Consider the following 19,196-nt stretch of genomic DNA (forward strand, 5'->3'; position numbering starts at 1 on the left):
TACTTAAGGACATGAAAAAAAATATTTTAGGCATACTTTTTTTTCTCGTGATGCAAAGCACTTTTGCACAACGAACGGCTTATCATTTTCAACCGGAAAATCTTTTTAACCAAGGCAAAGAAATGTTTTTGGAGAAAAATTATGCCGGAGCTCAAGACCTGTTGGGTAAATTCATAGCCGAAAGCGACGACGAATTTCTCGAGGAAGAAGCCGAATACATGATCGCACTTTCTTCCTTCTATCGCGGTTCAGGCGACAGTGGAGATCGATTAAAAGAATTTTTGGATAAATACCCCGAAAGTGTACATCGTCATCAGGTAAATTTTTTGATAGGTTCTTTCCACTTCGACAAAAAGGAATGGGCCATTGCCAAACATTGGATGGAACAGTCTGATCTGGATTATTTGACGACTTCGGAGCAAGAAGATTACAGTTTCCGGCTGGCATATTCCGATTTACAACTGGGGGACAAGCAATCCTCACAACGATATTTCGGACTTCTGTATCAAAACAGTAAGAAATATCGCGATGCAGCCGATTATTATCTGGGCTATATTGACTATACGAATGCCGAATACGATGCAGCGCTGCAACGTTTTGAACGACTACGTAATCATCCCGAGTTCGGAGAAGAAGTAGCTTTTTATACGGCCCAAGCAATTTTTTTCAAAGAGAATTTGCAGGAAGCTATTCAGTTGGCACAAAACTTCGTCGAAAAATACCCTCAAAGCAACCACAATCCCGAAATGTATCGTGTGTTGGGGAATTCCTATTTCAGACTTGGACAACCGACCAAAGCCATTTCAAACTATCAACACTATTTTGAAAAAGCCGATAAGCCGCTTCGCGGCGATGCCTATTTTATGGGATTGGGATATGCCGAAACCAATCAATATCGCGAAGCCATTCGCATGTTTCAACTTGCCGTGGGCGAACCCGATATGCTGACACAAAATGCCTGGGTGCAACTTGGACAGATGTTTCTGAAAACCGGAGAAAAACAATCGGCACAAATGGCCTTCGAAGCTGCCTCGCGATACAATTTCGATGAAAAAGCAAGCGAAACGGCATTATTCAACTATGCTCTGCTTGTGCACGAAACAAACTTTTCGGTTTTCAGCGAGTCTATAACGTTGTTCGAAAATTTTCTAAAGCGTTATCCCAACTCGGTTTACGCCGACCGCGTGAACGATATCCTCGCCGAAACATTTCTAACAACAAAGGATTACTCGGCTGCACTTTCAGCCATCAATCGAATCGCAAATCCATCGCGACGAATCTTGGAGGCCAAGCAGGCGGTATTATTCCAATTGGGCGCACAACAGTTCATCGATGGCAATCTCGGCAAAGCCATATCTTATTTCGATGACTGCATCAGCATGGGCAATTATGACCGTGATGCACGCAACAACGCTTTTTTCTGGCGGGGAGAATCACATTATCGTTTGGGAAACTATACCAACGCCGAATCGGATTTCAACACATTTACTTCGACAGCTTCTCCTTCCTCCGAGAATTATGCACTCGGGTGGTACAATCTGGGTTATGCAAGATTTAAGCAAAATCGATATGCCTCAGCCCAAAATGCTTTTCAAAGATATATTTCGACCGAAAATGACAAGCGCAGGCCTGAAGTTGCCGACGCTTACAATCGGATTGGGGACACCTATTACTACAATCGTGCTTTCTCGGATGCTGAACGATATTACGCTCAAGCAGCCGAATTGAATCCATCGGTAGCGGATTATGCAGCCTACCAAAAAGCCTTCGTAATGGGATTGCAACACAACTATCAAGGAAAAATTGCTGCATTGGACGATTTGATGCGGCGCTTTCCTAATTCTCAATATTTTGATGATGCACTCTTCGAGAAAAGCCGTGCCCTCACCATGCTCAACCGCGAAAATGAGGCTATTTCCGTGCTTGAACGGTTGGTTTCTTCATTCCCCAACAGTTCACTCGCAAGCCAGGCAGGTATTCAACTCGGTCAACTCTACTATAACTTAGGTGAACACAAACGAAGTATTGATGCCTATAAAAATGTAATACAACATTTTCCCGGAACAGATGATGCCAAAACCGCACTCGTTTCGATGGAATCGGTTTATCGCGACATGAACGACATCCAATCTTATGTAAACTACGCCAATTCTCTTCCGGGTGGAATGCGTATCTCGACATCCAAACAAGATTCGCTCACCTACTTGGCTGCTGAAGGATTATACATGCGTGGATCGAGATCTCAAGCCGAACAGGCTTTATTGAGTTATCTGCAAAACTATCCGAATGGAGCTTACAGCAGCGATGCCAACTATTATCTGGCCGTGATTTCAGCCGAAAAAGGCAACAAAGCGCAAGCGCTTGCTTATTATCGCAAGGTGATTGATGCAAACAATCCCAAGTTTTTGGAAAACGCGCTCATTTATACTGCGGACAGCGAATTCGAAAGCGGAGACTACCGCACAGCGCTCGCCGACTACTCTAAACTGGCGAGCATGGCACGAAGCTCAACCAACAAACAAATCGGTTTGATGGGTATGGTACGCGCCCAATCCAAACTCGGTAGTTTTCACGAAGCCGCCCGCACAGCTACCGATTTGCTTTCTGCTGACAACCTTTCACCGGAGATAGCCACCGAAGCGCGCTATCTGCGGGCAAAAGCCTATCAGCAAATCAACGAAGTGGACAAGGCTATGGCCGACTTTCAGGCGATTGCCAACGACACTCGCAGTGTGTACGGGGCCGAAGCTCAATTTATCCTCGCGGATACGTATTTGAAATGGAAATCGTACGACAAGGCCGAAGCGCAGGTAAAGAGTTTCATGCAAAAAGGCACTCCCCACCAGTATTGGATGGCACGCGCACTCATCGTCCTTTCGGACACTTATGCTGCCAAAGGCGACAACTTTCAGGCACGACAATATCTCGAGAGTCTTAACGCAAACTACAAAGGAAACGAACCCGATATCCGGCAGATGATCGATGAACGACTGAAAAACTAAATTTCTCATTAAATGACAGTAGCGATGAAAAAAAATATATTACTCATTTCAGGTTTAATTTTGTGTTCGGGACTATTTGCTCAAAATTCCGACACTTTGCTGAGACGTCAACTTGAATTGGAGCGACAGTTCAACCCCACATTGCAAGATGCAAATAAAATCAATTCGCTTCCGGCTTTACCTGTACCCAACATCAAAAAGGCCGATGCGAGCTATGCTACATGGGCAGGACGTGTGAATCCGCCGATAGAGATTGCCATTCCCGGACCCGCTGCTATTGCCACCGAAATTCCTTACAGCCTGCAAAAGGGATACATATCGATGAGCGCCGGCAATTATGCCAATATCAACGGAGCATTGGGTTATCGAATCATCGATAATGATAACAGCAAACTTAACTTTCTGTTTCTACACCAATCGACAAACGGAGATATCAAATTTGTTCAGAATTCCGATCCATCGAGCAATACGGCTTATCGGATGGATAACGGCGGCCAATTGGCTTACGCGTATCGATTCGCTCAGGGCACCTTCAAAATATCCGGCGGATATTCGCATTCGGCTTTCAATTACTATGGCAATACGTTTGGGAATGAACGCGTTTTCGACAACAAACATCAAACTTTGGGCTTAGCCCACTTGCTTCTCGGGTTGCAATCTACCGAATCGGATAATCTGAATTATGCAGTAAGGGCCGAAATCAAAAACTTTTCGACAAAATTCGGCACTACAATCGATGAAAGTGGATTGGGAGGCAACCAAACAAAATTGGCTGTTGAACTCGATAAGCCATTCGATGCGGCAGGATCGGATGCCAAAATAGGAGTCGAAGGGAAATGGGACGGCGTTTTTCTTGCAAAATCCGAAAATCCCGCTATCGATCTCTACAACTACCATCTCATCGATGCATCGCCCTTTATCTCATTCGAAGGTCTGAACTGGAAAGCCCGATTGGGAGCAAATGTTCAGTTTCAGTTTGCCGACGACGACAAAGTGCGAGTTGCTCCCAACGTGCAATTATCGGTTAAGGTAGCCGATCATTCTTCGTTATATGCCAACATCGAAGGAGGATTTGATTCGAACACGATTCTGGATATGATGAACGAATCGCGATACGTGCAACCGATGTTGCAGGTGAAACCATCATTCACACTGGTCGATCTCGAGGCAGGAGCCAAAATAGGTTCGGCTAACGGGGTGAGATTCGATATTTTCGGGGGATATCGCCAAACGGACAACGAACATTTCTTGCTGGCAAGTGAAACATCCGACAATACAAGCAGCGTTCCGACCTTTATTCATGCCGAATACCTGACACCGATTTATGGCAATCTGTCGCGCTCGCACGTAGGCGCAATGTTGCAAATCGCGACATGGTCACCCCTCGACCTAACGGCACGTTTCAGCAAAAATTTTTACTCGATAAAGGATATTTCCATCGACGGCGTTTCGGCTTCCGATGCTAAAGCCTATAACAAACCCGGATACGAACTCGATTGCAGGGCTTCATTCGAGGTAAGTCAGCAAATCAAACTCACGCTCAACTATTATCTGGCAGGAGACAGATGGTCGTATTTCGAAAAACAGAACGTAAAAATGAAGAACATCAACGATTTGAATCTCGGTGCCGTTTATAGCATCAACGATGCCTTTTCGATTCACCTGAATGCCAACAATCTGTTGGCTCAGAAATACGATATCTGGTACGGCTACGCCGCACAGGGATTTAATGCGATGGGTGGGTTTTCATTCAAGTTCTGACACAGCCTCAATCCGACAAACAAACCATCCTATTACACGCACAAATAAACAAATCAACCTGAGCTACGCCCGAAAGAAACTTTTCGAACGAAACTCAGGCTGAAATATGAATAAGGGAACTGCTAATTCTTCCCGTTTTCCTCGATGCCTGCCATTTCGGGATCGATCATGATGCGTCCGCAATATTCGCAAACGATAATTTTCTTACCCAATTTAATATCCATCTGCTTCTGTGGCGGAATTTTGTTAAAACAACCTCCGCAGGCTCCACGCTGAATGGGAACAATACCCAAACCGTTGCGCGCATTCTTGCGAATACGTTTGAATGCCGCCAACAAACGCGGATCGACACCGGCTTCAGCCTTTTTGGCCTTCTCGCGAATCTTTTCTTCCTGCGCTTTGGTTTCGGAAACAATATCGTCGAGTTCTTTTTTCTTTTGCTCCAAATCTATACTCTTTTCTTTCAGCTGTTCCTTGGCGGCAGCAATCTGCTCCTCTGTATTTTTGATTAGTTCGGCATACTCGCGAATGTGTTTTTCGGCCAACTCAATTTCGAGCGTTTCAAATTCAATCTCTTTCGAAAGGTGATCATACTCTTTACTGTTGCGCACATTATCGAGCTGATTGTTATACTTCTCAATTTTGGCTTTGCTTTCCGCAATTTTTTTCTGCTGCTGGGTGGTAGCTTCCTTGAGACTCTGAATCTCGAGTTCGAAATTGTGGATGCGGGTATTGAGCCCGGCAATTTCGTCATCGAGGTCGGCTACTTCGAGTGGCAATTCGCCACGAAGTGTCTTGATGCGGTCAATTTCCGAAAGATAAGACTGCAATTTGTAAAGCATTTTCAGCTTTTCTTCAACGGCCACTTCTTGTTGTTCGGCTGTTTTTTTTCTTGTTGCCATAATTTGTTGATATTAATTGTAAATGATTTGAATTTCTATCCCACACATCGATTCGTTCCATAAAAAAATGCAGTAATCGCGCGCCGAAGCGCCCTTCTTACTACATCATCCGTAACGGCGGGATCAAGTCGTACCGCTGGTGTTACAAATATTTTACGGGATTCGAGTCGAATGCCGATTTATGTACGGCAAAGGTAGGATTTTTTTTCGAAATAATGTCGAAAAAAATGTCTTTTGTGCAGATTTCCGATTCGTAATGACCTATGACGGCGAGTAATAAACGTCCTTCTACATCGAAGAAGTCGTTGTATTTGGCTTCACCCGTCACAAATGCATCGGCGCCATAGGCAACGGCATCGGGAATCAGGAAAGCACCGGCACCGCCACACAAAGCCACATCGCGAATTTCGCGATTTTGCAGTTTGGTATGCCTGATCATCGGCAAATTGAAAACATCCTTCAACAAATCCAAAAACTCCTGCTCGGGCAGTGGTTCAGGCAAAATACCCGCCACTCCGCTGCCGGCCTGCGACCATTCGTTGCGAAGCGGATAAAAATCGCAAACCGGTTCTTCGTAGGGATGCACCGAAATGAGGGCACGCAGTACATCAGCTTGTTTATAGGCCGGCAGAACGGTTTCAATTCGTACTTCCTTTTCGAAATGCAATTCACCTATTTCACCCACAAACGGATTGGCATGTTCGCCCGCGCGAAACGTACCCTCGCCCACTACGTTGTAGCTGCAAGCATCGTAATTGCCGATGTTTCCCGCTCCGGCATTGAACAGGGCATTGCGAACAAATTCGGCATAAGCATCGGGCACAAACGTCACCAGCTTGAGAAGTTTGCCCTTTTGCGGGCTCAATATACGTACCTGCTGCAGACCGAGCAATTCGGCAATTTTATAATTCATGCCGCTTCGGGCATTGTCCAGATTGGTATGCGAAGCATACACACACAAATCGTTTTTGACGGCCTTCATCATACATCGTTCTATATACGTTTGGCCGGTGAGCGACTTGAACGGACGAAATGCGAGCGGATGATGTGCAATCACAAGATTGCAACCAAGTGAAAGGGCTTCGTCGATCACATTTTCGGTAACGTCGATGCAGAGCAGAACTCCGGTAATTTCTCGATTGATATCGCCCACTTGCACCCCACTGTTATCAAAATCCTCCTGCAACGATAGGGGAGCTATCTGCTCGATGGCCTGAAGTATTTCTTTTATGCGCATATTCGATTTTTTTTGAATACGCAAACTTAATAAAAAAAATCGGTCTGCTCCCACCCGGAAACAGAACGTTTTTTTCGTAATGCCCTGACTCGGTTATTCAACCGGAAAAATTCTACGCATCGTATCGGCAAATATCGCACCCATTCGGCGCTGAATATAGGCATTTGTGCCATTTTCGGGATGCCAGCCGAAAGTCTGCCCGTCGATTTCCTGCTTGTCGTTGGTGAACAAAAGACTGATTTGTTGTCCCGTAGCCGGATGAAGAGCATTACGCGAAAATCCGATATACCGATCGAATTCCACAAGCGGGAATCCCCATTTGGCAGCCAGCTTACGCACGGAAGTATTGTGGGTTACGCGCCCATCGTGCCAGTCGGTGCAGAGAACAATGACGGCCGGCTTTCCGTATTTGGAATTGTAGTACTCTGACCGAGGGTCGAACTTCAAATTGTAGCACTCGGTCAGGTAACGTTTGATTACATAATCGAATGCGGCCGCATAATTGCTTCGGTCGAAAGGTGTTCGGTAATCGGTGTAGCGCGGAAGAATTTGAGTTGAATCGCAAACATCCTTGTCGTGAACCTGCATAATAACCAGCGCATCTATTTTTTCCAATTCCTCGCGACTGTAGAGTGTGCCGGCATTCATCCGATTGGCGGCATCAGCAATGGCTTCGCCCCCTATGGCGCGATTGATGGGCGTGGCACCTACCAGTGAACAGCCAATCTCGAACCAACCGTTGTTGGGCGAAGCAAATGAGGCTCCGGTAAGCAGAAAAGTGTATGAATTTTGTTTAGTGCTCTGTGCGGCAAGGTTCGCTGCACAAGCGATGAGGATGAAAAACAGGGATGTCAATCGTTTCATTGTTAATTGCTGCTTATAGATTTCATATTTCAGACAAATTTACGAAAACGATTTGAAGAAACCCCACCCTATCCGCATAAATTGGAAGCTGCAACAGAATACTTATTTAACATTTGTGTGCTTTGCATGTCAGCAAAGTACTTGTTCATCCCTGTTCCGATGCTTTGCATGTCTGCAAAGCACTTAAACAACCCTGTTCCGGCGCTTTGCACGCCTGCAAAGTACTTGATCAACCCTATTCCGGTGCTTTACACGTCTGCAAAGTACTTGATCAACCCTATTCGGGTGCTTTGCACCTCCGCATAGCAAAAAATTGCTCTCTGACGGAATTTTTGCACGATGAATGGTTCAAAATGTCCATGCATACGAAACCTTGAGCAAGAAATCGTTTTGTGAAACAGAATGAAACAAATCCCCAAAATAATCGCCAAAACGAAACGACCCGCCCACATCATGCACCGTGCGCCCTTGCGACCAAACCAAATAGAGCACCGATCCCGGCCTGTACTCCCATCGATAGACCAGATTGGAACGAAATTGCAGAAAATGAAAATCGGGATTGTCGTAAGGATATTGTTCCAGCTTGCGAAAACGATCTTCAAAGCGGTCGGCACGAGGATTGACTACCGTCTTGAAATCGGAATATTCTCCCGAAAACAAGTAAGGCAGGGCATACCACTGCAGCGACATATCGGGAGTAATGCCATAATTGATGCGTACCGACATCGACGCCGCGTGCTTGCAAATAGTTGAAAGAACGTAAGTCGGAGCCGGTTCTTGTGTCATCCGAACGAATTGTTGCCGATCGGTGAATATCGAATATTCGGGATTCACCGACACCGATAACCTGTTGTTGGGCTTGTAAGTCAGATGCAGACCGTACTCGATACCATCAGCCGAATTTTCGGCGCCGATATTTCCACTGAAATTGATTTCGGCCTGAAACTTTTTTCTCGAATCAGACGACAATTCGATCCAATAATTGAAATCGGCCGGCAATTTGATGGCCGGTCCGCCACGCAGCAAGGTCGTCGAAAGTTGGTTGAACTGGTAATTGAACCCCTCGCTCAATTCGTAATAGTTTTTAAAAATGATATAGCCGTTCTGTTCTATACCCGTTCCAAGCCTTTCGCCCGAAAAATTATGGATCGCAAAGATATCGCCGTTAATTTGATATTCATTCATGATACCTTTGGGTCGCCAATCGCGATAAGCCATCCAAAATCCATTCATAACGAAATCGCTCGTCGGTTTAAATCCGACATCATTTAGTTCCAAACCTGGCGAACTGAGCGAGGAAAAATACATGAAGTTGAAATGCCCCGACACTTTGCCACCATTCACCGAAGCCCCATAGCCGTCGAGGGAGGTGCGGGTGGTGTCAAGCTCCACGTGATTTGCATCGGGACGCTGATAATATCGGGCTGACGACTGTTGCAAGCGCGCAATAGCCTCCGCAGATCCACCCAAATGGCTGTAAAAAGCTCGTGCCGTCACAAAAAAAGACTTATCTTTCCAGTATTTCGAAAAGTTTGCTCCACCGGTGTAGGCTTCATCGGCCAAAACACGAAATTGGTGTTCATCAATCTTGCGATTGGTGGCCGTCAGCATGGCGCCGACAATCATGTTGCCACTATCCAGATCCTGTTCGATACGCCCTACAAAATAATTCGTCAATGGCTCCACGGCGTACTTGCTTTGCACTCCGTCGCGATCGATTTCGCTATACATCTTCTTCGTCACGGCATTCAATATCCCGATGGAAATACCGTTTCGGGTTTTGCCCGATACCTTTGCTGCTCCCAAAATAGTGGTGCGAAACGGTTCTCTCACAAATTCATCGTCTGTGGTGTCGTATTGCAAATGAGGTTCACGCCCCAAACGCCGCGAATAAAAAAGTTTGTTTCGCTCGTTATTTGTGATATCGTAGGGATAATGAAAAATATTGCTTCCTTCGACAAAGAAAGGTCGTTTTTCGTCAAAATAAGTTTCAAAATTGGTCAGGTTCACAACCGAAGGATCAGCTTCCACCTGTCCAAAATCGGGATTGACAGTGAAGTTGAGTGTGATGTCGTTGGTCAGGGCAATTTTTCCGTCAACGCCAACCGAAGCAGTAGTTCGATGGCCGGTGGCAAAAGGATTCCCATCTTCTTTTTCGGATAATGTCAGTTGAGTGAGCCCAAACGGCACGATTTCGATATCCTTTCGGGGTGATATGGAATGAATCCCTTCCAGCGTTCCGAAATTGCCGATGAATTTGGCCGAAGCCTTGTCAATTGGCTGCCAAAGAGACATTTCGTGGTTGCGATAGATAAATCTTGCAACTTCGAATCCCCATCGATAATCCTGCTTTTTGCCAAAACGGAGTTGCGAATACGGAATGCGCATTTCGGCATACCATCCATCGGACTGCATCGATGTCTTCACTTCCCAAATAGGATCCCACGACGAATCTTCGCCGCCGGCCTCTGTTTTCAGCATATCGCCCTTGCTTCCTGAGGCCGAAACCTGAAAAACAAATGCCGTGATTTTATCTTCATAACTGTCGATGGACACCGAAACCCAATCTCCATCGGCGACATCGCGGCGCGAAATGCGACGTACTATTTTGTCGGGTTCATCGTCGAGCGATTTTATAGCCACATACAGATTATTGTCGTCATAAGCAACCGCAAACAAGGTTGGCTGCGAAGGAGCATCTCCGGAATTCGGCTCATATTGGACGAAGTAGCCCGTCCAAGAAGCATTGAGCCAACAATCATCCGTAAGTTGACCGTCGATATAGGGCGCCTTAGCTGTTCTTTCCGACAGGTAGGTTCTCGTTTGAGAAAATACGGTAATCGAATATATAAACAATAAAAAAAAGCAGATTTGTTTCATGGAAGCAAGTTGTTTAAGGTAAGACGAAACAAACGGGAATTTGGTTACAAAATGAAGATTTTTATAAAACGGAAAAGCGCGACGAATCACTCGCAGCGCTTTCCTCAATGTTTAACATTTTAAAAATCACAGCTTCGCTGTGGTTGACGTCATCGGCTAAGCTTTTGGTTCTTCGCCGTCTGATGGCGCTTCCGCAGCGATATCTTCGTTCTGCTGCGAAGCAGAATCATTTTTTATTGCATCATCTGTTTCGGGGGCTTTAACCTCTGTTGCTTCGGCTTTAACTTCGGAAACTTCTTTCATTTTCTTTGCGGTACTTACTCCTGCGGCAGCTTGAGGTTCGGCAGCTTTATCGGCAGCTTTGCGACGAGAGCGTCGTGTTTTAGCCTTTTTCGAGCTGCTATCTTTAAGCATATTCTCGTTGAAATCTACCAATTCGATAAAGCACATAGCAGCATTATCACCCTGACGAAATCCGGTTTTGAGGATACGTGTGTATCCACCCGGACGGTCGGCTACTTTTTGCGAAACTACCTGAAAGAGTTCGGTAACTGCCTGCTTGTTTTGCAAAGCACGAAACACTACTCTTCGCGAGTTGGTAGAATCGTCTTTCGAACGGGTAATAATAGGCTCAACGAACTTGCGCAATGCTTTTGCTTTGGGTACGGTAGTAAAAATACGTTTGTGCATGATCAGCGAAGTTGCCATGTTCGAGAGCATGGCTTCGCGATGCGAGCTTGTACGTCCTAAATGATTGATTTTATGATTATGTCTCATTGCTGTTAGTCTTTGTCTAATTTATATTTCGAAATATCCATACCGAACGAGAGTGAAAGGCTGTCGAGCAATTCTTCGAGTTCAGTAAGCGACTTCTTTCCGAAGTTGCGGAATTTAAGAAGATCGTTTTTATTGTGTTGAACTAATTGTCCGAGGGTTTCCACATCGGCAGCTTTGAGGCAATTGAGAGCGCGTACCGAAAGATTCAGATCAGACAATTTACGTTTGAGCATTTGACGCATATGAAGAACTTCTTCGTCGAATTCCTCCAAGTCTTCCGTATCTGTAGCTTCGATCATGATCTTGTTGTCATCGGAAAACAAAGCGAAATGTTGAATCAGTATTTTGGCAGCGTCCTTCAACGCATCTTTGGGGCGTATAGATCCGTCGGTCGAGATTTCGAAAACGAGCTTCTCATAGTCAGTTTTCTGCTCGATACGATAATTTTCGATCTCGTACTTTACATTTCGGATGGGTGTGAAGATAGAGTCAATGGCGATTGTTTGCACATCATCCGGAGCAAGCAAGCTGCGATTTTCGTCTGCCGGTACATATCCTCTACCCTTGTTGATAGAAAGTTCCATACGTATTTCGGCTTTCTTGTTCAAATGACAAATCTCCAACTCGGGATTCAAAACTTCGAATCCGGTCAGAATCTTGCTGATGTCACCGGCCTTGAACACTTCCGTTCCCGAAATGTGAAGGGCAACTTTTTCGGTTTCGAATTCTTCCACGATCCGTTTGAAACGAACTTTCTTCAGATTAAGAATAATACCTGTTACATCTTCAATAACGCCGGGAATGGTCGAAAACTCGTGATCCACACCCTCTATTTTGACAGATGTAATGGCAAATCCTTCGAGTGAAGAAAGTAGAATTCGGCGTAAGGCATTACCAATAGTAATACCATAACCCGGTTCGAGCGGACGGAATTCAAACTTCCCGAAGAAAGCATCCTCCTGCAACATAACTACTTTATCGGGTTTCTGAAATGCTAATATTGCCATGAAATTATTGTTTAGAATATAATTCTACGATCAATTGTTCCTTGATGTTTTCAGGAATGTCGGCTCTTTCGGGCAAATGAAGCAACTTTCCGCTGAATGTGGTTCTATCCCATTCGAGCCATGGATATTTGCTGTGGTTAAAGCCGTTGAGTGCATTGGTGATGACTTCGAGCGATTTCGATTTCTCTCTCACGCCCACAATGTCCCCCGGTTTCACCTCGTAGGAAGGAATATTTACTACTTTACCATTAACGACTATATGACGATGAGAAACCAACTGACGAGCAGCAGCTCGTGTCGGAGCAATTCCCAATCGATAAACGACATTGTCGAGGCGGGCTTCGAGAAGCTGCAACAATACTTCACCTGTAATGCCACGGCTGCGACTTGCCTTCTCGAATGTGAGGCGGAATTGTTTTTCCAGAACACCATAGGTGTATTTTGCACGTTGTTTTTCACGCAACTGTATGCCGTATTCCGACGTTTTTCTTCTACGTGAATTTCCGTGCTGACCCGGAGGATAATTCTTTTTCGAAAGAACCTTATCGGGGCCGAAAATAGGCTCGCCAAATTTACGGGCGATTTTTGTTTTTGGACCAGTATATCTTGCCATTTTTTAAAATAAACTTTTTTACTGAAGCCTAAACTGTGCAGCCGCGATTACAGAGAAGTGAATATTGTAATCAAAATCACAGCTCAAGTTTCGATGTAATGAAACTTAAATAATTGTCGATTAAACTCTTCTTGCTTTAGGAGGACGACATCCGTTGTGCGGAATCGGTGTAACATCAATAATTTCGGTTACTTCGATGCCCGCTCCGTGAATCGTTCTGATAGCTGATTCGCGACCGTTACCCGGCCCTTTTACAAACGCTTTCACTTTACGCAAACCAAGATCGAAAGCCACTTTGGCACAATCTTGTGCTACCATCTGTGCGGCATAGGGCGTATTCTTTTTTGAGCTACGGAATCCCATTTTGCCGGCTGACGACCAACTTATCACCTCTCCGTCTTCGTTTGTGAGTGAAACAATAATGTTGTTGAACGATGAAGAGATGTGAGCCTGTCCTTGGGCTGTCACTTTTACGTTTCTCTTTTTAGCTGCAACTGTTCTTTTTGCCATGTCTTATCTGTTATTTAGTAGCTTTTTTCTTGTTAGCAACAGTTTTCTTTTTGCCTTTGCGTGTACGGGCATTGTTTTTGGTGCTTTGTCCGCGAACGGGTAGCCCGATACGGTGACGAATGCCACGATAGCATCCGATATCCATCAATCGCTTAATATTGAGTTGTACTTCAGAGCGAAGGTCCCCTTCCACTTTATATTCGGTGGAAATAATTTCGCGAATGCGGGCAGCCTGATCGTCTGTCCAATCTTTTACCTTGATATCTCTATCAACTTGTGCTTTCGTTAAAATGCTGTTTGCTGCACTGCGTCCGATGCCATAGATATAAGTGAGTGCAATTTCACCTCGCTTATTTTGCGGCAGATCGACTCCTACGATTCTTATTGCCATATAAGATTTTTAATTATTTGATTACAAAGATAGTAATTTTATCCCTGACGTTGTTTGTATTTGGGATTCTTTTTGTTGATCACATATAAACGACCTTTTCGTCTAACTATTTTGCAGTCGGCCGTACGCTTTTTAATAGATGCTCTAACTTTCATATTCTCTATTTTTTATTTTAGACCGGCTGAGGATAAATAATTGTTCAGCCAAAATCTGTTTTTTGTTCTTTATTTATACCTAAATGAAATTCTTCCCTTAGTAAGGTCATATGGCGACATCTCAACACGGACTCTATCTCCGGGTAATATTCGGATGTAGTGCATCCTCATCTTTCCGGAAATATGAGCGGTAATTTCGTGTCCGTTCTCGAGTTCTACTCGGAACATTGCATTAGACAATGCTTCGACGATAGTTCCGTCTTGTTCTATTGCTGCCTGTTTTGCCATAAAAGAAATCAATATTCTTATTGTTTGTTTGTTCGTTAGTTATTTGTTGTTTCTTCAATAAATTCGAATGTCGATAAAATATCGGGCTTTCCGTGATGTATTGCAATCGTATGCTCGAAATGAGCGGCCGGTTTTCGGTCTTTAGTCCGAACTGTCCAACCATCGTTTTCGAATACCACATTCTTGCTTCCCATATTTATCATCGGCTCAATCGCGATACACATCCCATTTTTGATAATAGGGCCGGTGCCTCTTCTACCGTAATTTGGAACTTCGGGTGCTTCGTGCATCTCACGGCCAATTCCGTGCCCGACTAATTCGCGAACAACCGAATATCCATGTTTCTCGCAATATTGCTGTATGGTGTAACCGATGTCACCAATACGATGACCTTCGCGAGCTTGCTCGATTCCGAGATAAAGCGACTCCAAAGTTATTTTCAATAACATCTTCACCTCATCAGCTACTTCTCCAACGCAAAAAGTATAAGCAGAATCACCTGTATATCCACGTTTGGTAGTGCCGCAATCAATCGAAATAATGTCGCCCTCTTTTAGAGGGGTATTGTTGGGTATTCCATGTACGATGTTTTCGTTGACCGAAGTACAAATGGAATTTGGAAACCCTCCATATCCCAAAAAAGTGGGGTATGCTCCATGATCGCGAATGAATTCTTCGGCGATTTTATCGAGTTGAAGGGTAGTGACTCCGGGCTTGATATGTTTAGACAATTCACCCAACGTCATTCCAACCAAACGATTGGCATCGCGCATCAATTCGATTTCTTCGTCCGTTTTCAATATAATATCTCTTTCGCTTCTCATCAATCAAAGAAAACTTTCCTTACGGTCTTAATAAGCTGCAATAGATCCGGTTCGACCTTTTATTTTTTGTCCGGACTTCAGGAATCCGTCATAATGTCGCATCAGTAAATGACTTTCGATTTGCTGTAAAGTATCCAATACGACCCCCACAAGAATTAACAAAGAGGTTCCTCCGAAAAAGTTAGAAAACTGGCTGTTGATTCCCATCAGATTAGCGAATACCGGTAGTATGGCAATGATAGCCAAAAAAATAGAACCCGGAAGTGTAATTCGCGACATAATCGTATCGAGATACTCTGCCGTTTTTTTACCGGGCTTCACGCCGGGAATAAATCCATTGTTACGTTTCATATCTTCAGCCATTTGCGTAGGATTAACTGTGATTGCAGTATAAAAATACGTAAATGCGATAATCAGCAACGCAAAGATGAAATTATACCAAAAACTGTTTGAGTTCATGAGCGATCCGAAGAAACCTCCACCTCCCTGCGCCGTAAACTGAGCAATCGTGATGGGGATAAACATGATTGCCTGAGCAAAAATGATAGGCATCACATTGGCAGCATTCACTTTAAGAGGAATATACTGACGTACTCCGCCATATTGTTTGTTACCAACGATACGTTTAGCATACTGCACAGGAACTTTTCGAGTACCTTGAACAAGCATGATAGCAAATGCCGTAACTACCATCAGGAAGAGAATCTCGAGTAGCAGCACGAGCAAACCTCCAGGTGCATTGAGCAATCGATCGACTTCGGCAACCAAAGCATGAGGCAAACGAGCAATGATACCTATAAGAATGATAAACGAGACTCCGTTTCCAACGCCTTTGTCGGTAATTCTTTCACCCAACCACAATACGAACATACTTCCGGCGGCTAAAATAATGGTAGAGGGAAGAACCCAATCCCAAAACCCGCCGGGTATAGCTCCCTGTAATGCCCCGTAGATATATGCAGGCCCTTGCAGTACAAGAATCGCAACAGTCAAATAACGTGTGTATTGATTCATTTTTGTATGTCCGCTTTCGCCTTCACGCTGCAATTTTTGAAAATAAGGAACTGCGATGCCCAACAATTGCATAACGATAGAGGCCGAAATGTATGGCATGATTCCCAATGCAAATATAGAGGCGTTTGAAAAAGCACCTCCCGAGAACATATCCAACAAACCCAGAAGCCCCGAGCTTGCATTGTTTTGCAGAACAGTCAACAAAGCAGGATCAATTCCGGGAAGAACCACAAAGGAACCGAACCTGTACACTGCAACTAAGGAAGCCGTAATGATAAGCCGGTGACGAAGGTCTTCAATTTTCCAAATATTTTTTAGAATTTCGATAAATCTCATCTTATTGGATTTTTACAACATTTCCACCTGCAGCAATAATAGCCGCTTCAGCCGATTTAGAAAAGGCATGAGCTGTGACTTCCAATTTGGCAGTTAACGAGCCTTTGCCGAGTATTTTCACCGAATGTTTCGGAGAAATCAGACCAGCATTTATCAATGTCTCGATATCTATTTTCGATACATTTTGCGAATCGGCAATCTCTTGAAGTTTGTCCAAATTAATAGCTCTGTATTCCGTCCTTTTCAAAGGATTAAACCCGAACTTTGGCAGTCGGCGCTGTAAAGGCATTTGCCCACCTTCGAATCCGATTTTGTGTTTGTAACCCGAACGTGATTTAGCTCCTTTATGTCCTCTGGTAGAAGTTCCACCTTTACCCGATCCGGGTCCTCGACCTATTCTTTTCCGAGTTTTGGTTGATCCTTCTGCCGGTTTTAAATTCGATAAATTCATTATTGTGTATTTTTATCGTTATAAACTAATTTAATCGATCACAGTAACCAGATGGCTTACTTTTGCAATTAAGCCACGTATAGCCGGAGTATCTTCGTGTTCAACAACACGCCCGATTTTAGTAAGTCCGAGAGCATCCAACGTCCTTCTCTGAACTCTTGGGCAGTCGATTCGGCTTCTTGTTTGTTTGATCTTGATAGTTGCCATATTAGTGTTCCTCCAAATTTTTAACCATTGAAAACTTTATCCAAACTCACGCCTCTGTTTTGAGCAACAGTTATGGGATCTCTCATTTCACTCAGCGCAAGAATGGTAGCTTTCACAAGATTATGAGGATTGGACGAACCTTTTGATTTTGCCAATACATCGGTGATCCCTACGCTTTCGAGAACAGCACGCATAGCACCTCCTGCTTTTACACCGGTTCCTGTGAATGCCGGTTTCAGAAACACTTCTGCACCTCCATAATGTGCGGTTTGTTCGTGAGGAATTGTTCCCTTATACACGGGCACTTTTACCAGATTCTTCTTTGCAGCTTCTACTCCTTTGGCAATAGCCGTTGTTACTTCACCTGCTTTACCAAGTCCCCAACCTACGATACCATCTTCATTACCCACTACAACCATAGCGGCAAAGGTAAATGTACGTCCTCCTTTGGTAACTTTCGTCGTACGGTTAATAGCTACCAATCGGTCTTTTAACTCTATATCGTTCGTCGATTTTACTTTGTTGTTTATTCTTGCCATGATTGTTAAAATTTAAGTCCTCCTTTACGAGCGGCATCAGCCAATTCTTTTATCCGTCCATGATAAAGAAATCCGTTTCTATCGAAAGCCACTTTTTCGATTCCGGCCTCTTTGGCATTTTTTGCAATAAGATCGCCGACCTTGGCTGCAATTTCTTTTTTCGGAAGTTTTTCTTCAATTTTTAGCGAAGAGGCCGAAGCGAGTGTTCTGCCTGTTGTATCGTCGATCACTTGTGCATATATTTGCTTATTACTCCTGAACACCGAAAGGCGCGGACAATCTGGTGTGCCATGCACTTTTCCGCGAACGCGAGCTTTGATTTTCAATCTTCTTTGTTCTCTTGTTAACATAGTCGTTTCTGTTTACGTTAGATTATTTACCTGCAGTTTTACCGGATTTGCGACGTATCTGTTCGCCAACAAAACGTACTCCTTTTCCTTTGTATGGTTCGGGTTTACGGAAAGAGCGAATTTTGGCACAAACTTGACCAAGCAATTGTTTATCGCAAGATTCCAAAATGATAAGCGGATTCTTGTTCCTTTCGGATTTGGTTTCAACTTTTATTTCCTTGGGTAGCTCCATGAAAATGCTGTGCGTATAACCAAGTGAAAGTTCAAGAATTTGTCCCTGATTGGATACGCGGTAGCCCACACCTACCAGTTCGAGCTCTTTACGAAAACCTTCGGACACTCCAACAACCATGTTATGTAACAACGCACGATAAAGGCCGTGTTGTGCACGATATTCCTTATCGTCGTTTGGTCTTTCTACTGTAAGCACGCCATCTTCGACCTTGATATTAAGATCGGGGTTGACTTGTTGCGTTAGTTCACCTTTAGGGCCTTTCAGCGTAACGGTGTTATCATCGGCGATGTTCACTGATACACCTTGCGGCAGAGTGATGGGTAATTTTCCTATTCTTGACATACTATTCTCTCCCTAATTTAATAAACGTAACATAAAATTTCGCCACCGACCTTTTGTTCACGTGCTTCTTTATCTGTCATGACGCCTTTGGAGGTAGATAAAATTGCGATACCTAATCCATTGAGTACTCTCGGCATATCTTTATAGCCGGTGTATTTACGCAAACCGGGTGTAGAAACACGAATCAATTTTTTGATAGCGTTTACTTTATTAATCGGATCATATTTCAAGGCAATTTTGATAATGCCTTGTGGTCCTTCATCTACAAACTTGTAATTAAGAATGTAGCCTTTTTCGAAGAGAATCTTCGTGATGTCTCTTTTAAGATTTGATGCGGGTATCTCCACCACCCGGTGATTAGCCTGAATAGCATTTCTTAACCGCGTCAAATAATCTGCAATTGGATCTGTCATATAAAAATAATTTAAATTGATCCCGCCAATCGGGACAATATTTAATAAAAGAACTTTCTTTATATTATCGTTTGAGGCAATTGATGTCCGAGCGATAA

20 protein-coding genes and 1 pseudogene are annotated in these 19,196 nt (G+C 44.1%); 2 read left to right on the forward strand and 19 right to left on the reverse strand.

What is annotated here, in order from left to right:
- Positions 1-11 precede the first annotated feature (11 nt).
- Positions 12-3,002 (forward strand): tetratricopeptide repeat protein, encoded by a 2,991-nt coding sequence (locus EJN84_RS04415; RefSeq protein ID WP_129594292.1) that lies wholly within the window; start codon positions 12-14, stop codon positions 3,000-3,002.
- Between the two features lie 24 nt (positions 3,003-3,026).
- The gene (locus EJN84_RS04420; protein WP_129594293.1) at positions 3,027-4,763 is read left to right on the forward strand and encodes a TonB-dependent receptor; all 1,737 of its coding nucleotides are present in this window, start codon (positions 3,027-3,029) and stop codon (positions 4,761-4,763) included.
- A gap of 122 nt (positions 4,764-4,885) precedes the next feature.
- On the opposite strand, the gene EJN84_RS04425 is transcribed toward EJN84_RS04420, so the two are convergent.
- The 19 genes and pseudogenes from EJN84_RS04425 to rpsH form a co-directional block, all read right to left on the reverse strand.
- Positions 4,886-5,665: a zinc ribbon domain-containing protein gene (locus tag EJN84_RS04425; protein ID WP_129594294.1), complete on the reverse strand. Its 780-nt coding sequence runs from the start codon at positions 5,663-5,665 to the stop codon at positions 4,886-4,888.
- 142 nt (positions 5,666-5,807) lie between these two features.
- Complete coding sequence (locus EJN84_RS04430) at positions 5,808-6,902, reverse strand: Nif3-like dinuclear metal center hexameric protein (protein ID WP_129594295.1); 1,095 nt, start codon at positions 6,900-6,902, stop codon at positions 5,808-5,810.
- 93 nt (positions 6,903-6,995) lie between these two features.
- Positions 6,996-7,766, reverse strand: a complete 771-nt coding sequence (locus EJN84_RS04435) for a DUF5040 domain-containing protein (RefSeq protein ID WP_129594296.1) — start codon at positions 7,764-7,766, stop codon at positions 6,996-6,998.
- A gap of 348 nt (positions 7,767-8,114) precedes the next feature.
- Positions 8,115-10,646 (reverse strand): DUF5916 domain-containing protein, encoded by a 2,532-nt coding sequence (locus tag EJN84_RS04440; protein ID WP_129594297.1) that lies wholly within the window; start codon positions 10,644-10,646, stop codon positions 8,115-8,117.
- Between the two features lie 306 nt (positions 10,647-10,952).
- Positions 10,953-11,423 (reverse strand): annotated as a pseudogene (gene rplQ, locus EJN84_RS04445) (50S ribosomal protein L17); the annotation flags it as partial.
- Between the two features lie 5 nt (positions 11,424-11,428).
- Positions 11,429-12,430 carry a DNA-directed RNA polymerase subunit alpha gene (locus EJN84_RS04450; protein ID WP_129594299.1) on the reverse strand — a complete coding sequence of 334 codons (1,002 nt, stop codon included), beginning with the start codon at positions 12,428-12,430 and terminating at the stop codon, positions 11,429-11,431.
- A 4-nt stretch (positions 12,431-12,434) separates the two neighbouring features.
- A complete protein-coding gene (gene rpsD, locus EJN84_RS04455; protein WP_129594300.1) occupies positions 12,435-13,043 on the reverse strand; it encodes a 30S ribosomal protein S4 in 609 nt (202 codons plus the stop codon).
- A gap of 120 nt (positions 13,044-13,163) precedes the next feature.
- The gene (rpsK, locus tag EJN84_RS04460) at positions 13,164-13,553 is read right to left on the reverse strand and encodes a 30S ribosomal protein S11 (RefSeq protein ID WP_101486262.1); all 390 of its coding nucleotides are present in this window, start codon (positions 13,551-13,553) and stop codon (positions 13,164-13,166) included.
- A 10-nt stretch (positions 13,554-13,563) separates the two neighbouring features.
- The gene (gene rpsM / locus EJN84_RS04465) at positions 13,564-13,944 is read right to left on the reverse strand and encodes a 30S ribosomal protein S13 (protein ID WP_101486263.1); all 381 of its coding nucleotides are present in this window, start codon (positions 13,942-13,944) and stop codon (positions 13,564-13,566) included.
- Positions 13,945-13,982: 38 nt separating this feature from the next.
- Positions 13,983-14,099, reverse strand: a complete 117-nt coding sequence (gene ykgO, locus EJN84_RS04470) for a type B 50S ribosomal protein L36 (protein WP_101486264.1) — start codon at positions 14,097-14,099, stop codon at positions 13,983-13,985.
- Positions 14,100-14,168: 69 nt separating this feature from the next.
- Positions 14,169-14,387: a translation initiation factor IF-1 gene (infA, locus tag EJN84_RS04475; protein ID WP_045089302.1), complete on the reverse strand. Its 219-nt coding sequence runs from the start codon at positions 14,385-14,387 to the stop codon at positions 14,169-14,171.
- A 35-nt stretch (positions 14,388-14,422) separates the two neighbouring features.
- The gene (map, locus tag EJN84_RS04480) at positions 14,423-15,211 is read right to left on the reverse strand and encodes a type I methionyl aminopeptidase (protein WP_129594301.1); all 789 of its coding nucleotides are present in this window, start codon (positions 15,209-15,211) and stop codon (positions 14,423-14,425) included.
- A 27-nt stretch (positions 15,212-15,238) separates the two neighbouring features.
- Complete coding sequence (gene secY, locus EJN84_RS04485) at positions 15,239-16,561, reverse strand: preprotein translocase subunit SecY (RefSeq protein ID WP_129594302.1); 1,323 nt, start codon at positions 16,559-16,561, stop codon at positions 15,239-15,241.
- A 1-nt stretch (position 16,562) separates the two neighbouring features.
- Positions 16,563-17,012, reverse strand: coding sequence for a 50S ribosomal protein L15 (gene rplO, locus EJN84_RS04490; RefSeq protein WP_129594303.1), 450 nt, complete (start codon positions 17,010-17,012; stop codon positions 16,563-16,565).
- A gap of 30 nt (positions 17,013-17,042) precedes the next feature.
- A complete protein-coding gene (gene rpmD / locus EJN84_RS04495; protein WP_129594304.1) occupies positions 17,043-17,219 on the reverse strand; it encodes a 50S ribosomal protein L30 in 177 nt (58 codons plus the stop codon).
- Between the two features lie 20 nt (positions 17,220-17,239).
- On the reverse strand, positions 17,240-17,758 hold the full coding sequence (gene rpsE / locus EJN84_RS04500; protein WP_101486269.1) for a 30S ribosomal protein S5: 519 nt from the start codon (positions 17,756-17,758) through the stop codon (positions 17,240-17,242).
- 5 nt (positions 17,759-17,763) lie between these two features.
- Positions 17,764-18,108 carry a 50S ribosomal protein L18 gene (rplR, locus tag EJN84_RS04505; protein ID WP_101486270.1) on the reverse strand — a complete coding sequence of 115 codons (345 nt, stop codon included), beginning with the start codon at positions 18,106-18,108 and terminating at the stop codon, positions 17,764-17,766.
- Between the two features lie 22 nt (positions 18,109-18,130).
- Positions 18,131-18,685, reverse strand: a complete 555-nt coding sequence (rplF, locus tag EJN84_RS04510) for a 50S ribosomal protein L6 (RefSeq protein WP_129594305.1) — start codon at positions 18,683-18,685, stop codon at positions 18,131-18,133.
- A 17-nt stretch (positions 18,686-18,702) separates the two neighbouring features.
- A complete protein-coding gene (gene rpsH / locus EJN84_RS04515; protein ID WP_101486272.1) occupies positions 18,703-19,098 on the reverse strand; it encodes a 30S ribosomal protein S8 in 396 nt (131 codons plus the stop codon).
- Positions 19,099-19,196 lie beyond the last annotated feature (98 nt).

It is taken from the genome of Seramator thermalis (assembly GCF_004138125.1).
Classification (GTDB): Bacteria; Bacteroidota; Bacteroidia; order Bacteroidales; family Dysgonomonadaceae; genus Seramator; species Seramator thermalis.

Excerpts from the sequence above, each read along its gene's own strand:
- EJN84_RS04415 (WP_129594292.1), top strand. The coding sequence starts at position 12 with ATGAAAAAAAATATTTTAGGCATACTTTTTTTTCTCGTGATGCAAAGC.
- EJN84_RS04420 (WP_129594293.1), top strand. The coding sequence starts at position 3,027 with ATGAAAAAAAATATATTACTCATTTCAGGTTTAATTTTGTGTTCGGGA.
- EJN84_RS04425 (WP_129594294.1), bottom strand. The coding sequence starts at position 5,665 with ATGGCAACAAGAAAAAAAACAGCCGAACAACAAGAAGTGGCCGTTGAA.
- EJN84_RS04430 (WP_129594295.1), bottom strand. The coding sequence starts at position 6,902 with ATGCGCATAAAAGAAATACTTCAGGCCATCGAGCAGATAGCTCCCCTA.
- EJN84_RS04435 (WP_129594296.1), bottom strand. The coding sequence starts at position 7,766 with ATGAAACGATTGACATCCCTGTTTTTCATCCTCATCGCTTGTGCAGCG.
- EJN84_RS04440 (WP_129594297.1), bottom strand. The coding sequence starts at position 10,646 with ATGAAACAAATCTGCTTTTTTTTATTGTTTATATATTCGATTACCGTA.
- EJN84_RS04450 (WP_129594299.1), bottom strand. The coding sequence starts at position 12,430 with ATGGCAATATTAGCATTTCAGAAACCCGATAAAGTAGTTATGTTGCAG.
- rpsD (WP_129594300.1), bottom strand. The coding sequence starts at position 13,043 with ATGGCAAGATATACTGGTCCAAAAACAAAAATCGCCCGTAAATTTGGC.
- rpsK (WP_101486262.1), bottom strand. The coding sequence starts at position 13,553 with ATGGCAAAAAGAACAGTTGCAGCTAAAAAGAGAAACGTAAAAGTGACA.
- rpsM (WP_101486263.1), bottom strand. The coding sequence starts at position 13,944 with ATGGCAATAAGAATCGTAGGAGTCGATCTGCCGCAAAATAAGCGAGGT.
- ykgO (WP_101486264.1), bottom strand. The coding sequence starts at position 14,099 with ATGAAAGTTAGAGCATCTATTAAAAAGCGTACGGCCGACTGCAAAATA.
- infA (WP_045089302.1), bottom strand. The coding sequence starts at position 14,387 with ATGGCAAAACAGGCAGCAATAGAACAAGACGGAACTATCGTCGAAGCA.
- map (WP_129594301.1), bottom strand. The coding sequence starts at position 15,211 with ATGAGAAGCGAAAGAGATATTATATTGAAAACGGACGAAGAAATCGAA.
- secY (WP_129594302.1), bottom strand. The coding sequence starts at position 16,561 with ATGAGATTTATCGAAATTCTAAAAAATATTTGGAAAATTGAAGACCTT.
- rplO (WP_129594303.1), bottom strand. The coding sequence starts at position 17,012 with ATGAATTTATCGAATTTAAAACCGGCAGAAGGATCAACCAAAACTCGG.
- rpmD (WP_129594304.1), bottom strand. The coding sequence starts at position 17,219 with ATGGCAACTATCAAGATCAAACAAACAAGAAGCCGAATCGACTGCCCA.
- rpsE (WP_101486269.1), bottom strand. The coding sequence starts at position 17,758 with ATGGCAAGAATAAACAACAAAGTAAAATCGACGAACGATATAGAGTTA.
- rplR (WP_101486270.1), bottom strand. The coding sequence starts at position 18,108 with ATGTTAACAAGAGAACAAAGAAGATTGAAAATCAAAGCTCGCGTTCGC.
- rplF (WP_129594305.1), bottom strand. The coding sequence starts at position 18,685 with ATGTCAAGAATAGGAAAATTACCCATCACTCTGCCGCAAGGTGTATCA.
- rpsH (WP_101486272.1), bottom strand. The coding sequence starts at position 19,098 with ATGACAGATCCAATTGCAGATTATTTGACGCGGTTAAGAAATGCTATT.